The organism is Bdellovibrionota bacterium (assembly GCA_040386775.1).
GTDB lineage: Bacteria > Bdellovibrionota > Bdellovibrionia > Bdellovibrionales > JAEYZS01 > JAEYZS01.
The window spans coordinates 34,905-47,509 of sequence record JAZKEU010000019.1 but is presented as its reverse complement, the minus strand read 5'-3'; the positions used below and the strand labels follow the sequence as shown (position 1 = coordinate 47,509).

The following is a 12,605-nucleotide window of genomic DNA, read 5'->3' as shown; positions in this document are numbered from 1 at the left end:
GAATAAGGAAAGAAAAGTATTTATAAGCAACCCATGCTTACTAGGCAAGTAATTTGTTGCTTAGTGCTCGCAACAGCGAGCACTGAAATCGGCACTACTTTTTGGCAATCAAAGCTTTGTAGTCCACGGCCTTCATAAGGTTTGCTAATTCTCTTTCAGAATCCATTTCGATTCTAATGAGCCAGCCTTCTTCCATGGGATCATCATTAAGATGCCCAGGATCTTCCGTAAGACCGTTATTCACTTCGATAACTGTTCCAGTCACAGGAGAAAATAAGTCACTTACAGCTTTTACACTTTCAACAACACCAAAGGGTTCGTTCTGTGTTACTTTTTGGCCTTCTTCAGGAAGTTCAACGTAAACAACTTCACCCAAATTTGATTGAGCATAGTCTGTGATCCCAACGGTAACGATATTCTCGTCCACTTGAGCCCACTCGTGATCTTTTGTGTAATAGTATTCTTCTGGAACGTTGTACTTCATAGTTTCTCCCGCTAATGCGAATTAATGCTTTTACTTTATTTGACTATTTTTTAACGAATGGTGTTTGTACCACTTGTGCTTTAGTTTTTCGACCACGAATTTCAACAAAAAATTCGGAACCAATCTTGCTTAAGTCTTCTCTTAGATACCCAATTCCGACCGCTTCATCAAGGGTTGGTGACATGGTGCCGCTTGTCACGATGCCCACTTCTTCACCATCAAGGGATAAGAGCTTGTAATCATGTCTTGGAATACCTCGATCGAGCATTTTAAAGCCAATGAGCTTTCTTTTTGGGCCATTTTCTTTCATTTTTTGGATGGGTTCACGGCCAATGAAGTCGCCTTTGTCTAATTTTACAACCCAGCCGAGCCCCGCTTCGATCGGATTTGTAAGATCCGTGATCTCATTTCCATAAAGCGAGTATTTCATTTCAGTTCTGAGTGTATCTCTTGCACCCAAGCCGATAGCTTGAACGCCAAATTCTTCACCTTTTTTCACTAACTCGGACCACAACGCTGCGGCTTTTTCGTTTGGAACAAAAATCTCTACGCCTTGTTCGCCAGTATAACCCGTTGCTGCGATCAAAACTTTTGATCCGTTAAATGAGAAATATTCACATTGGTTTTTTTGTAGTTCTGAAACTTTGGGAAAGATTTTTTCTAAAAGACCAAAGGCTTTTGGACCTTGAACCGCGATCTGTGACCACTTTGAACTCTCGTTTGTGATCTCCGCACCTTTGTTATTTTTCTTCATCCACTCAAAATCTTTTTCAACATTCGATGCATTGACACACACGAGATATTCTTTATTTTCCTCAAGACAATAAACGAAAATATCATCGACGATGCCGCCCGTAGGATTTGTCAGAATAGAATACTGGGCTTGGCCTTTTTTAAGTTTTGCTACGTCGTTAGTTGTAATCCATTGAAGGGTTTTAAGTGCATTCTCGCCTCTAATAAAAACCTCTCCCATGTGAGAGACATCAAAAAGGCCGACATTTGTTCTCACATTGTCATGCTCTTCTCTTAAGCCCAAATACTGCACGGGCATTTCCCAGCCTGCGAAATCGACCATTCTTGCATTTAGTTTTAAGTGCTCTTCATAGAGTGGAGTTCTTTTTATAGACATCATTTACCGCCTAATTTTTTTCTATCTTCTGTTCGTAAAGTTTCTGTTCATAAAGTTTTAGGGTATTTTGCATAAGCATGGCGATGGTCATGGGGCCGACGCCACCCGGAACCGGAGTTAAGGCTCTTACATTCTCATTCACGTCTTTAAAGAAAACATCGCCACAAAGTAAACCCTGTTCCAACCTATGCATACCGACGTCGATCACTACCGTGTCGCTTGTGAAGAAATCTTTTCCAAAGAAATTTCTTTTACCTACAGCCACCACCACGATGTCTGCTTGCTTTGTGAATTCTTCGAGAGATTTTGTTTTTGAATGACAGATTGTCACCGTGGCATTTCTTTCTAAAAACATCTGCGCCATGGGCTTTCCGACAATTTCGCTTCTGCCCACCACCACAACGTGTTTTCTTTCGATTGAGACTTTGTAGTGATTTAAAATTTCGATGATTCCACTCGGAGTACAGGGATAAACTCGCGCTCTCCCACTCCAAGCCAAGCCCACGTTCTCAGGCGTTAAGCCATCGACGTCTTTTCGGGGATCAATTAAATCCATTACTTTTTCTTCGGAGAAATTTTTTGGTAGAGGCATTTGCACTAAGATTCCGTGAACATTTTCGTTTTTATTTAGCTCTTCGATTTGTTCGTAGAGTTTTTCCGGAGCATCTGTTGCCGCCACTCTGTAAAGGAAAGATTCGAGTCCGAGTTCCTTGCAAGTTTTGATTTTATGTCCGACATAAACTTCACTTGCGGGATCGTTGCCCACCAAAACCACGGCCAAACCGGGCTTGGATTTCAAACCCTCACCTGACAATTCATTTAAGCGAGTTTTCACTCTATCTTTGATGGCTTTTGCCACTATTTTTCCGTCTAATAAAAGCATGGATTCGATACTTAAAGAATTTCACTGAAATTACAACGAGCTAAAGTGTTTAGACATTAGACAGCATATTGAAATCTTTAGCTATTGACCCATCCAGTCATGATCTCTATAATGACCAACAGTTAAGAGCTTAAAAAATAGGCTCTAGCGCTTGCTACAGCAAGCACTGAAAATCAGAGGAGAATCAATGGAAAATAAAGTAAAAATCTCAAAAGACGGGGCGTCGATCGATTTCGCACAGTCTGATAAAGTTCCAGTATCACCTAAGAAATTTAGACAAGGTCCTGAGCTCGAAGGTTTTTATCGTTTCATTTTTGAAAATGATCTCCGTAAAGAAGCTCTACAAGTTATCGATCGTATCTACTTGGCTCGTAAAGCAATAAAGATGAAGAAGCCTTTAGAAGCTTTAAAGAAAGCCAAAGATGCCGCTCAACAGGCACTTAAATCTGCAATCGTAGCTGCTCCGAAGAAAGCTGAAAAAGCTCCTGTGAAAACTCCTAAAGTTGAAGCAAAAGTCGCTGCTCCTAAAGCGGTAAAGACCGCAAAGGTTGCAGCTCCTGTGGCTAAGAAAGCTGCGGCACCTAAAGCTTCGAAAAGCATTGCAAAGCCAGCTGCTAAAGCAAAAGCTGCACCGGCTAAGAAAAAGAAGAAATAATTCTTTTTAAATATCTGTCCGAAAAACATAACAAAAATCCGAGCGTCGAATCTTTCGACGCTCTTTTTTTATATAAAGCTTTAAAAGCCTGACCCCATCTTGCATCTAAACTCCTTATATATTTCCGGCACTCATCCGGATCTACAGAGGAGTTAGTATGAAAATCATTAAGTGTTTATCCAATCAACGTGGCCAAGGCCTAATCGAATATCTTGTTATTGTGGCCCTCGTCGCTGTGGCAGGCATTGCCATTATGAAAGTCGTTGGACAAAACGTCCAAGCACAATTTGCAAATGTGGCAAAAGCAATTCAAGGCGACTCCAGCGGTAAGGCTGCCATGTCCGAAGTTCGGGCATCTCATTACCAAAAAAAAGATATGGGCAGCTTCTTCAAAGGTTCGGTCAATCGCTCTAATGGTAGCGCACAACAAGATGATCCTGAATGACGATTCCAAATTTTTCCAAAAACCAGAAAGGACAATCCTCTCTTGAAGCGGCGCTGATGGCATTGATGCTGGTTATTTTTATCGTCGTATTCTTAGGTACCATGTACCTGATGTATTCCTCATATTGGGTCGAGCACATTATGTATGAATCCTTGATATGCACACAAGAGCGCGGACAAAAACAGGTCTGTCTTCATGAGGCAAAACAAAAAATAAAATCTATTTTATTTTTCAAAGAAGCTTATGAAATGAAATTGACGGGAAGCCCTTGGGGAACCCAAGCCACCGTAAGAATGAAGATGCATCTTCCGCTACTGGATCCTTTTATTTTTAACTACGTTAAAAGGCTAGAGATTTAATATGAAAAATCAGATGGGATTTTCATTTTTGAATATTTGTTTTCTGATTCCAATTCTCTTTTTTGGATTCACCACAGTTGTAGGAAGTTATCATCTCATTGCAAAGTATACTGACATCCAAAAAGAATGTCGCACTCATGTTCTTAAAGCACAACAGACTTTGGGTAAAAAACTAAAAGACCTTATGGATCTCAATCCCCGCGCAAGGACTCTGCGAGCACAAGAGCGAGCATTAAGGATTGCCCTGATTGCGGCTAGGGCAATTCCTCCTCTCGCTGCAATTTTACAAGCTCGCCTGAATGTAAATCAACTTCAGCAAGGAATTTTGCGAGGCCAACAAGAAATCATCCTCGCTTCGGCAAAATTTGAAGCCCAAAGAATTATGGCGAATCTGCCTTTTAAGATTAAAGGAGTAAAGTACTCTCCTATAAATTTAAAAGTGTACAAAACACCGCCTCTGGCAATTGCGCCCGATCATGAAACTTTACCGTTCTTTACTGAAGTGCAAACTCTCAAGGCGAATTGGAGACTTCCTATATCGGAATTTGTCCCGCAAATTATTTTAGATATTTTTGCTAAAACAAATTACCCAAGAGAGGTTGCGGGAAGATGTGCCGCCACTCTTATTAAGAAAGGAGATGTATGGAATCCAAAACTTCATCTGGCCAAATTTTAATTGAATGCGCGCTACTTATGATTGTATTGGCGGTTTTATTCTCTACGCTTTTGGATTTCAATGCGCATAAAAGAGGAAGATTTTCAAAACAGAAGATCATTAAGAGTAAACAGATTTTAAACTTTAAAGAATACCGCAATGGAGACAAGTAATGAAAAGACTGGATTTACACCATATTAAAAATTGGGTTAGAAATTTAAAGACCAAATACATTGTGATTGGATTTATTGTTTTAGGTGTTTTGTCTTTTATATTAGATCAAAAGAAAAACGATATCCCAGCACCAGTCGATCCTACCAGCGTGGATACCTACATTCCTGAAGGAATGACTTTAATTCCTATCGAAATTCAAAATATTGAAGCACTAAAAAATATTTTAGGAGATTTTGGGGTGGTGGACCTCTACCTTCCGTCCTTTGAAGAAAATAGAGCTCCAAAGAAGATCGCCTCCGGAATCAAAATCATGCGGGCGCCACTCAATCCTGATGTGTTTGCCGTCCTCGTACTAGAGGAAAATGCACCTCAAATCGCGCAGCATCCGGGCGCTTTCTTTGTAACGGTGCTTAATCCTAAAACGCAAAAGACAAGATTCAATAAAGATAAAAAACAATTACGCACACAAATCGTGACGGAGATCTAATATGAAATTTTTTACTTTAGCTTTAACCCTGATTTGTTTTACTTCTCAAAGCTTTGCCAAGGACACAGTTCTATTGGTCTCACCTCTGGTGCAGCTGGAGGAAAGAGATCTTCCCGTGAATCTGAATAAAAACTATCAGTCTTTTTCGGAGTACTACCTTACAAATTACCCTAAAGAGAAAAATGTGGAGAACCTTCTAAATGAATTTGAAAATGCTCAAAAGTATTACCTCGTAAAATCCAATGAATTGGCGAGACAGTATTTTGAAAGAGTCATTTCCTACAGCGATATGGATGAATGGAGAGACGTTCATAGAAAAATTATTTTCTTATCTTACATTCGCTTGAGTGAACTCAATCCGGAGAATCAAGAAGACTGGATATTGCAGGCTCTAAGATTTTCTTTGGATACGGATCCTAAGAAGCTGAATTTAAATAAAGATACGCTTAAGAAAGTCTTGGCTGCCAAGAATAATTTTACCAAGCAAACTATTCATTGGCAGGTTTCGGCTTTTAAGAATGATTTTAATTATATTTTGATCAATGGGCACATTGTTGATCTTAAAAAAATTGAAAATGTGAAAATTCCTTCGGGAAAGTTTAGGCTTACTTTTTTATCCGATGTTTACAAACTGCAAACTTATCAGGTGAGTTCGCAGCAGATTCCACTCTTGGTTCCCACAAGAATTCCTTTTGTTTCAGGCAATTGTGAAAGACCTTTTGTGAATAACGAAGGGGAAATAAAATCTAAGATTGCAGTTTATTACTCTAAGGATTGTCTAAAACATCAAAATGGAACGAGGTGGGAATTGGCTTTTGGGAAAGGAACCAAAGTAGAATCTAAAATTCAGCAGGATATTGAGCCTGTTCCCGCTTATGATTTCACGTCTAGAATTAGCGAGGGTGAAGAACCTTTTTATAAGAAAAAATGGTTTTTAGTTACGATGGGAATCATTGCTGCGAGCACCGTGATTTATGCGGTAAACGAAAGTAGAAAAGAAAAACCCACTCACGAAACAGTGAATGGGTTTTAGTTTTTTCTATTTTAAATTTTTTGGATTAGCGAGAAGGAAGTCCTGAGCCGCCTGTTCCGCCAGTGTATGGAACGGGGCCTGAGCCTACGCCGCCACCGCCGTATATATTACCGCCAAGTCCTAAACCAAAGTTAACTCCTAATCCGAATCCTCCACCCAAGCCAACACCGCCACCACCTAAGGAATTTAATTGTTGGTACAAATAATCTATACGTTGTTGGGCCTGTTGAGCTTGATAGACTGCTGACTGCAATTGCGAGCCAATAATCTGCTGATTTTGGAAAACTCTCGCCTGAGCTTGCGCGTATGCTTGCTGTTGTTGTATTTGCATTTGAATCATTTGCGCTTGGTATTGTCCACCGCCTAAGCCACCCATTCCATATGGAGAACCATATCCGCCTAAGCCACCCATCGGGCCATAACCGCCACCGAGTCCACCTGCTCCACCGTAAGGATTCATACCGTATGGAGAACCGAATCCTCCACCAAGTCCGCCGCCAAATCCAGGTCCGTAGCCGCCACCGAGACCGCCCATTCCTGGGAATCCTCCGCCAAGACCACCACCCAATCCGCCTTGAACTCCGAAACCACCTGGCCAAATTCCTGGTCCATAGCCGCCGCCAAAACCACCGACTCCTCCCATTCCTGGGAATCCTCCGAAACCGCCTGGTCCATAACCACCACCAAGACCACCACCAAATCCAAATTGAGGACCGAAGAGAGATCCTCCGCCAGCACCAGGACCACATCCACCGTAAAATGCTCCACCGCATACGCCGTATGGAGATGATCCGTAAGGACTTCCATATGAACCACCTGGTCCGTAACCGTAACCATTGCCTGGGCTACATGCGATGTTTGCGCCTTGTCTTCCAGCATAGCTTGCCCACAATGCACCTGACATTGGTGTACCCAAGGAAGGGAAGTTATGGCCAATATTTCGTTTAGTTTCAAAACCTAATGCAGTTGTTGCATCGATAGCCTTTTCACCCAAAGGTCTAATAACTTCACGGCCCCATAGCCAGTTAAGAGCTATATCTCCAAACCCTGCTGCAGCAATTTGTTTCCAACCCGGAGTTTTTGGTTCTGGTGCACCATAACAGTCACCAGTCATGCAATTACCTTCCGGCGGAAGAGGTTTACCACTTTCCATGGCTTTCAATTGTCTGTCTTCTCTTTTTTCTTCTAGATCAAAAAGTTTATCATCTAATTTATCTCTCGTCTTCTGGCGTTTGTTTTTTGTTTTTTCCAAAGTGTCATAACGATCTAGCATTTTTTTACAAATGCCTTTTGCTCTTGTTATATTTTTAGTGTCTGTGTAGGCGCTATCAGAATCACAAATATTATCACCATAGAGAGTTCCGTTGTTTTCGCAATAAACCCCAGGATCTTCGCCGATCGCATCAAACATCTTTTGGATAGGCTGAGTGATTGTCGTTGAACCGTCGCACAGGTTTTTTCCTCCCAATTCCACGATCGTTAGTAAACCCTCTCTCACCTCTGGCTTCAAAGGTAAATCATCGTCCCCATATCTATCGTGAGATCCGTCCATCATTTCATCTTGCTCATCTTGAATGTCTTCGATGGCACTTTCTAATTCTTCAATATCAGAAGTAAGCTTATCGATTTGGCTATTACCACTTCCACCACTATTCATCGGGTAAGGACAAGCTTGCGTTCCACCGTATTGACCAGGTATGTGTGGCTGAAAACCCGCATATGCACTGGCACTTGCCCCGGCATAAGCTTGAGCGAAAGAATCGCTAGCAAAAATTGATATTACAAAAACTGATAAAAATTTAAAAAGTCTCATGACTTCTCCTGTTTGAGACAAACCACTATTACAGAAAGCTTTTCGTCTTATTTTAGATACATCTAAAGCTAAGTGAACGAAACAAGACCATAGTTTGGGCCGCCGTCTCAAATTGCCACATTTCATAGTACATTCTTTTATTTATCCTTAGAAACTATAAACACTTGCTTCAGGACTTTTATCTCGCAACCGAAACATTATTTATGAAGCACACCTTGATGTTCATCGATGATGAGACCGACAACCTTGACGCTCTAGAGAGAGTCTTTCGCAAGAAGTACAATGTGCTCAAGTGTAGCTCCGGGCCTGAAGCGCTGAAGATCCTTAAAGAACAAGACGATATTTCAGTGATCATCAGTGACCAGAGAATGCCCGAAATGACGGGCGTAGAATTCCTAGAAAAATCCATGAAGACCCACCCCAATTGCATTCGCATTCTTTTAACTGGTTACACAGATCTAGATTCGGTCATTGCCGCGATCAACTCCGGGCAAGTCTATCGTTACATCACAAAACCCTGGGATACGAGAGATCTGCAAATCACCGTCGATCAAGCTGTCGAAAAATTCGAACTCGAAAGTGAACTCAAAGTTAAGAACCAAAAATTAGAAAAAGCCTTGAATGAATTAAAAACTTTGGATCAGGCAAAGAGCCAATTTATGATTTTGATCAATCACGAATTAAAAACTCCCCTCACATCACTCTTAAGCTTTATGGAACTCCTTTCTCAGACTTCATTAGATGAAGACCAAAAAAAATATATTTCTAGAATAAATAAAAGCTCAGACAAACTCCATGAGATCATTATGGACTCCCTAGAATTGGTTTCCAGCGAACTGGAACAGACAAAATTACAGAAAAATAAAATCCAAGATAAAAAAATTGTGGATCAGGCCATCGGAAAGCTTTCGAGCTTGGCAGACGAAAAGAAAATCCGAATCAAAACTATTTTCTGCGAAGAAACTTTCGAAAGCGATACCCAAATGCTAGATAATGTTTTGGTGAGAGTGATTAAAAATGCCATTCAGCATGGCGACAACTCAGAGCCCATCACAATTGAAACATCAAAAGATGATGCCACTGGAAAAATCAAATTTGAAATCACAAATTCCGGAAAAGACATTTCAAAAGACACCATCGAAAAAATCTTAAAACCTTTTGCCTTAAACGAAAACATCATGAACCATTCAAAAGGTTTAGGCTTGGGCTTGAGTATTTCACAGTCCATTCTAAAACGCTTAGGGTCCACCCTAAAAATCGAAAGCTCAAAAAAACAAATCACCGTTTCTTTTTCTATATAGTAATAATTTACCGAAAGATACTGTCCGAAAATCGAATATAATTCAGAAACTGGATCCGCTTTGTTCCTCAGAGTGCTTTAATTTTACTATAAGCAGGTATCCGTTCTTGCATCTCATTCCAGCATGAGAAAAAAATTATTAGTCCAAACAACCGAATATATGTATTGCATAGTCGCTAAATTAAATAATAGGCCGAATAACAAAGAGTTGTTCGATCTTAATGAAAAAGATTGTTGGAATCTTTTTTGTCATGTCTTGATGGATACTCAGAAAAAATTTAACCTGCAAATTCATGCCTTTCTGATGATCAATAATCATATTCATCTGCTAGCTTCTACACCTGATGAAAATATAGATAAAGCTATACTCTATTTTATGACCACCACTAGCAAAGCTATTGGCTTTCTTACTAATAAAACCCATAGAGTTTGGAAATCAAAATACGAGAGAACACTTATCACTAGCCCAGAAAATTATGCACATGCATTTAAGTATTTATATTCACATCCACTCAGAGCTGGAATTGAAAATTCCATAGAAAACTACAAATGGTCTACAATAGATTCAAAAAAATATTCTAAGTACAAAAATAAACTTATCATCGAACAACCCCAGAGTTTCGACTCCTACATTCCAGAAAGTCGAAATCAGCTGTTAGCTTGGATCAACCATACAGATGATGTCTATTACACCGAGCAAGTAAGAACGGCTTTAGAAAAAAGTGTCTTTGAATTTCCCAATGATGATGGAGTAAAAAAATATGAATATTTTAAAAATTTCTTACTTAAAAAATAAGGTGACTGGCATTATTTTATTTTTGCTGGTTGGGATCGTGGCAAATGCTGATGATATTATTCTGGTTCCCGTGGGAAAAACGGAGGCGCTTCCTTTCAAGCCTTATTCCTATATTCATGTGTCCAATGGGAAGATTTTAAAATTGCGAGAACAAGGCGGGAGAATCTTGGCCACAGGCACTTCTCCCGGTGAGCTTACCCTGACCAATCAGTCGAAGAAATATAAAACTTATGTTTTGGAACAAAAAGATATCGACTCTTACAATGCTCTTTCAAAAATTATCCAAAATATGAGAGGACTAAAAGTTGATATCTTAGATAACCGGGTCTATGTGACCGGAGAGCTCTTGAGACTCAGTGATTGGGAAAAAATCGCTAATCTTGCCCAAGAAAAAAACCTCCGCTGGATTCTAAAAGCCAAAATATCAAAAGAATTCGAAACTGCAATTACGGATAGAATCAATCAAGACATTCAAGATGCGTCCTTACCTATTCCTTCACTTTCCGTAAGTCCCGAACTTCAAGCCGTTATATCCTCTCAACAAAAAAATTATATCGAACGCTACCATCAGCTTTTAGAGCCTCTAGGATTTAAGATGATAGAAGATAAAAATGCGCTTCAATTAGAACCCATGGTGGATCTGAATGTGCAAATGGTAGAGCTCAAGAAAAATTCATTTAAAAAATTGGGCGTGGATTTTCCGCAGAACTACGCGGCACAAGTTCTCCCAGCAGAAAATTTTAAAATTGTGGGCAATCCATTTCAAATGGCATTGAATGCGCTTGAGCAAGATGGAAATGCCAAGATCATCGCATCCCCCCATCTCAGTTGCCGCAGCGGAAAAGAAGCTACCTTTCTTGCTGGCGGAGAAATCCCTATTAAAATTATGAATTTTCAAACCAATGAGATTCAGTGGAAGAAACATGGAATCTTACTCACCTTCAAACCCATCGCTGATCGCTCAGGGAAAATGAGCCTTTCGCTGACGGCAGAAATTTCGATGCTCGATCAATCCCAAGCCATCGATGGCGTTCCAGGATTACTCGTCAATCGCGTGGAAAGTCATCTTGACCTCAAACAAACTCAAACCATAGCGATCTCAGGATTAATTAAGGAACACATCGGGAGATCTCATCAAGGACTCGCGTTTTTAAAAAATATTCCGGTACTAGGACTTTTATTTTCTAGTGAGGATTTTCGAGAAGACCGAACTGATCTTGTGGTTTTTGTAACTCCCAAAGTTCTTAGCGAAGGAGTGGCGAAATGAATCCACTTCAAATCATCGTCAAAGACATTTGCAATAAAATTAAAATCTCACCTAGCATCGATATTGTATCTTTAGAAACAGGAAGCGATCGCTTAGAGAAAATTTTAAATCAAGAGATTAAAAATCACAATGTCGAATGCAGATTAAGACTTCAAGGAGAATTCTTTGGAAATGGGCCCCTCGACCATTTGATTGATGATGAAGATGTAACCGAAATCATCATCAATTCTTGGAAAGATATTTGGTATGAAAAAGGCGGGAAATTTTTTGAATCTCAAGATACTTTCTTAAGTCAAACCACTTACCACAACTATGTGCATAGACTTTGTAAAATGCTGAAAGCTCAACTTACTTTTGATCAGCCATTTTTATGTATCACTCAAGAGAATTTTAGGTATCACATTGTTTCGCCCTCCATCTCCGGAGAAGACTTTACTCTGTCCATCAGAAAGCACCGAAAGAAAAGATGGTCGATGAATGATCTCTTGGAGAAAAAATCACTTACCGCTTCTCAGTTCAAATTTATTCTGGGCTTGATGAAGGATCGGAAAAATTTCTTAGTCATTGGCGCAACCGGAACTGGTAAAACTACTTTTTTGAATTGTTGTTTAAAACTTTTAAATGCCGATGATCGCACAGTGATTATAGAAGATACTTCGGAATTAGTTATTCCCAACGGCGTGAGCACAAAACTTCTCACTCGTAAGGACTCTCATGGGCTCCTCAGTCCTATAGACTTGACGATATTGATAAGAGAGGCCTTGAGAATGAGACCTGACCGCTTAGTTCTGGGTGAGGTCCGTGGTCCAGAAGCGAAGGATCTTCTACTAGCACTCTCGACAGGACATGAAGGAAGTATCGGAACTCTGCATGCTGTCTCGGCGCAAGAAGCTCTGATCCGTCTAGAAATGCTGATTCAATTGGGCGCTCCTCAATGGAGTCTGGAAGCCATTCGAAGACTTATTTATTTTTCACTTCACTATATTATATGTATAGAGCGCGATGAGCATGGACAAAGGTCTGTGAAAAATATCCATAAGATCTCAGGGCTCGAGAGTTTTGGATTTCTTTTGGAAAATATTCTTTAGAAAACGTTAAATAAAATTCTGTCTCATTCCGATACAG

Annotated in this window: 15 protein-coding genes; 11 read left to right on the top strand and 4 right to left on the bottom strand. The window is 40.1% G+C overall.

Annotated elements, in window-relative coordinates; genetic code table 11:
* Window positions 1–94 precede the first annotated feature (94 nt).
* Genes gcvH through folD form a run of 3 tightly spaced genes read right to left on the bottom strand, consistent with a single transcriptional unit; the run spans window position 95 to window position 2,496 of the window.
* The gene (gcvH, locus tag V4596_12825; GenBank protein ID MES2770021.1) at window positions 95–484 is read right to left on the bottom strand and encodes a glycine cleavage system protein GcvH; all 390 of its coding nucleotides are present in this window, start codon (window positions 482–484) and stop codon (window positions 95–97) included.
* Between the two features lie 43 nt (window positions 485–527).
* Window positions 528–1,607, bottom strand: coding sequence for a glycine cleavage system aminomethyltransferase GcvT (gene gcvT / locus V4596_12820; protein MES2770020.1), 1,080 nt, complete (start codon window positions 1,605–1,607; stop codon window positions 528–530).
* A gap of 16 nt (window positions 1,608–1,623) precedes the next feature.
* Complete coding sequence (folD, locus tag V4596_12815; protein ID MES2770019.1) at window positions 1,624–2,496, bottom strand: bifunctional methylenetetrahydrofolate dehydrogenase/methenyltetrahydrofolate cyclohydrolase FolD; 873 nt, start codon at window positions 2,494–2,496, stop codon at window positions 1,624–1,626.
* Window positions 2,497–2,683: 187 nt separating this feature from the next.
* Here folD and V4596_12810 point away from each other — a divergent pair, with 187 nt between their 5' ends.
* The 7 genes from V4596_12810 (at window position 2,684) to V4596_12780 (ending at window position 6,304) form a co-directional block, all read left to right on the top strand.
* Window positions 2,684–3,151, top strand: coding sequence for a hypothetical protein (locus V4596_12810; GenBank protein MES2770018.1), 468 nt, complete (start codon window positions 2,684–2,686; stop codon window positions 3,149–3,151).
* A 157-nt stretch (window positions 3,152–3,308) separates the two neighbouring features.
* Window positions 3,309–3,596, top strand: a complete 288-nt coding sequence (locus V4596_12805) for a hypothetical protein (GenBank protein MES2770017.1) — start codon at window positions 3,309–3,311, stop codon at window positions 3,594–3,596.
* Window positions 3,593–3,955 (top strand): hypothetical protein, encoded by a 363-nt coding sequence (locus tag V4596_12800; protein ID MES2770016.1) that lies wholly within the window; start codon window positions 3,593–3,595, stop codon window positions 3,953–3,955. The genes V4596_12805 and V4596_12800 overlap by 4 nt, the downstream gene beginning before the upstream one ends.
* A gap of 1 nt (window position 3,956) precedes the next feature.
* Window positions 3,957–4,631 carry a hypothetical protein gene (locus V4596_12795; protein MES2770015.1) on the top strand — a complete coding sequence of 225 codons (675 nt, stop codon included), beginning with the start codon at window positions 3,957–3,959 and terminating at the stop codon, window positions 4,629–4,631.
* Window positions 4,598–4,783, top strand: coding sequence for a hypothetical protein (locus V4596_12790; protein MES2770014.1), 186 nt, complete (start codon window positions 4,598–4,600; stop codon window positions 4,781–4,783). Before V4596_12795 ends, V4596_12790 begins: the two co-directional genes overlap by 34 nt.
* Complete coding sequence (locus tag V4596_12785; protein ID MES2770013.1) at window positions 4,783–5,271, top strand: hypothetical protein; 489 nt, start codon at window positions 4,783–4,785, stop codon at window positions 5,269–5,271. The genes V4596_12790 and V4596_12785 overlap by 1 nt, the downstream gene beginning before the upstream one ends.
* Window position 5,272: 1 nt before the next feature.
* The gene (locus V4596_12780) at window positions 5,273–6,304 is read left to right on the top strand and encodes a hypothetical protein (protein MES2770012.1); all 1,032 of its coding nucleotides are present in this window, start codon (window positions 5,273–5,275) and stop codon (window positions 6,302–6,304) included.
* 25 nt (window positions 6,305–6,329) lie between these two features.
* On the opposite strand, the gene V4596_12775 is transcribed toward V4596_12780, so the two are convergent.
* Window positions 6,330–8,117, bottom strand: a complete 1,788-nt coding sequence (locus tag V4596_12775; GenBank protein MES2770011.1) for a hypothetical protein — start codon at window positions 8,115–8,117, stop codon at window positions 6,330–6,332.
* 203 nt (window positions 8,118–8,320) lie between these two features.
* On the opposite strand from V4596_12775, the gene V4596_12770 reads away from it, so the two are divergent.
* The 4 genes from V4596_12770 (at window position 8,321) to V4596_12755 (ending at window position 12,568) form a co-directional block, all read left to right on the top strand.
* Window positions 8,321–9,418 carry a hybrid sensor histidine kinase/response regulator gene (locus V4596_12770; protein ID MES2770010.1) on the top strand — a complete coding sequence of 366 codons (1,098 nt, stop codon included), beginning with the start codon at window positions 8,321–8,323 and terminating at the stop codon, window positions 9,416–9,418.
* A gap of 123 nt (window positions 9,419–9,541) precedes the next feature.
* Window positions 9,542–10,213: a hypothetical protein gene (locus V4596_12765; protein MES2770009.1), complete on the top strand. Its 672-nt coding sequence runs from the start codon at window positions 9,542–9,544 to the stop codon at window positions 10,211–10,213.
* Complete coding sequence (locus V4596_12760) at window positions 10,179–11,480, top strand: hypothetical protein (protein MES2770008.1); 1,302 nt, start codon at window positions 10,179–10,181, stop codon at window positions 11,478–11,480. The genes V4596_12765 and V4596_12760 overlap by 35 nt, the downstream gene beginning before the upstream one ends.
* Window positions 11,477–12,568 carry an ATPase, T2SS/T4P/T4SS family gene (locus V4596_12755; protein MES2770007.1) on the top strand — a complete coding sequence of 364 codons (1,092 nt, stop codon included), beginning with the start codon at window positions 11,477–11,479 and terminating at the stop codon, window positions 12,566–12,568. The genes V4596_12760 and V4596_12755 overlap by 4 nt, the downstream gene beginning before the upstream one ends.
* Window positions 12,569–12,605: the final 37 nt, after the last annotated feature.

What these genes read in the sequence shown, in the direction of transcription:
- gcvH (MES2770021.1), bottom strand. Translation starts at nt 484, where the DNA reads ATGAAGTACAACGTTCCAGAAGAATACTATTACACAAAAGATCACGAG.
- folD (MES2770019.1), bottom strand. Translation starts at nt 2,496, where the DNA reads ATGCTTTTATTAGACGGAAAAATAGTGGCAAAAGCCATCAAAGATAGA.
- V4596_12810 (MES2770018.1), top strand. Translation starts at nt 2,684, where the DNA reads ATGGAAAATAAAGTAAAAATCTCAAAAGACGGGGCGTCGATCGATTTC.
- V4596_12805 (MES2770017.1), top strand. Translation starts at nt 3,309, where the DNA reads ATGAAAATCATTAAGTGTTTATCCAATCAACGTGGCCAAGGCCTAATC.
- V4596_12800 (MES2770016.1), top strand. Translation starts at nt 3,593, where the DNA reads ATGACGATTCCAAATTTTTCCAAAAACCAGAAAGGACAATCCTCTCTT.
- V4596_12795 (MES2770015.1), top strand. Translation starts at nt 3,957, where the DNA reads ATGAAAAATCAGATGGGATTTTCATTTTTGAATATTTGTTTTCTGATT.
- V4596_12790 (MES2770014.1), top strand. Translation starts at nt 4,598, where the DNA reads ATGGAATCCAAAACTTCATCTGGCCAAATTTTAATTGAATGCGCGCTA.
- V4596_12785 (MES2770013.1), top strand. Translation starts at nt 4,783, where the DNA reads ATGAAAAGACTGGATTTACACCATATTAAAAATTGGGTTAGAAATTTA.
- V4596_12780 (MES2770012.1), top strand. Translation starts at nt 5,273, where the DNA reads ATGAAATTTTTTACTTTAGCTTTAACCCTGATTTGTTTTACTTCTCAA.
- V4596_12775 (MES2770011.1), bottom strand. Translation starts at nt 8,117, where the DNA reads ATGAGACTTTTTAAATTTTTATCAGTTTTTGTAATATCAATTTTTGCT.
- V4596_12770 (MES2770010.1), top strand. Translation starts at nt 8,321, where the DNA reads ATGAAGCACACCTTGATGTTCATCGATGATGAGACCGACAACCTTGAC.
- V4596_12765 (MES2770009.1), top strand. Translation starts at nt 9,542, where the DNA reads ATGAGAAAAAAATTATTAGTCCAAACAACCGAATATATGTATTGCATA.
- V4596_12760 (MES2770008.1), top strand. Translation starts at nt 10,179, where the DNA reads ATGAATATTTTAAAAATTTCTTACTTAAAAAATAAGGTGACTGGCATT.
- V4596_12755 (MES2770007.1), top strand. Translation starts at nt 11,477, where the DNA reads ATGAATCCACTTCAAATCATCGTCAAAGACATTTGCAATAAAATTAAA.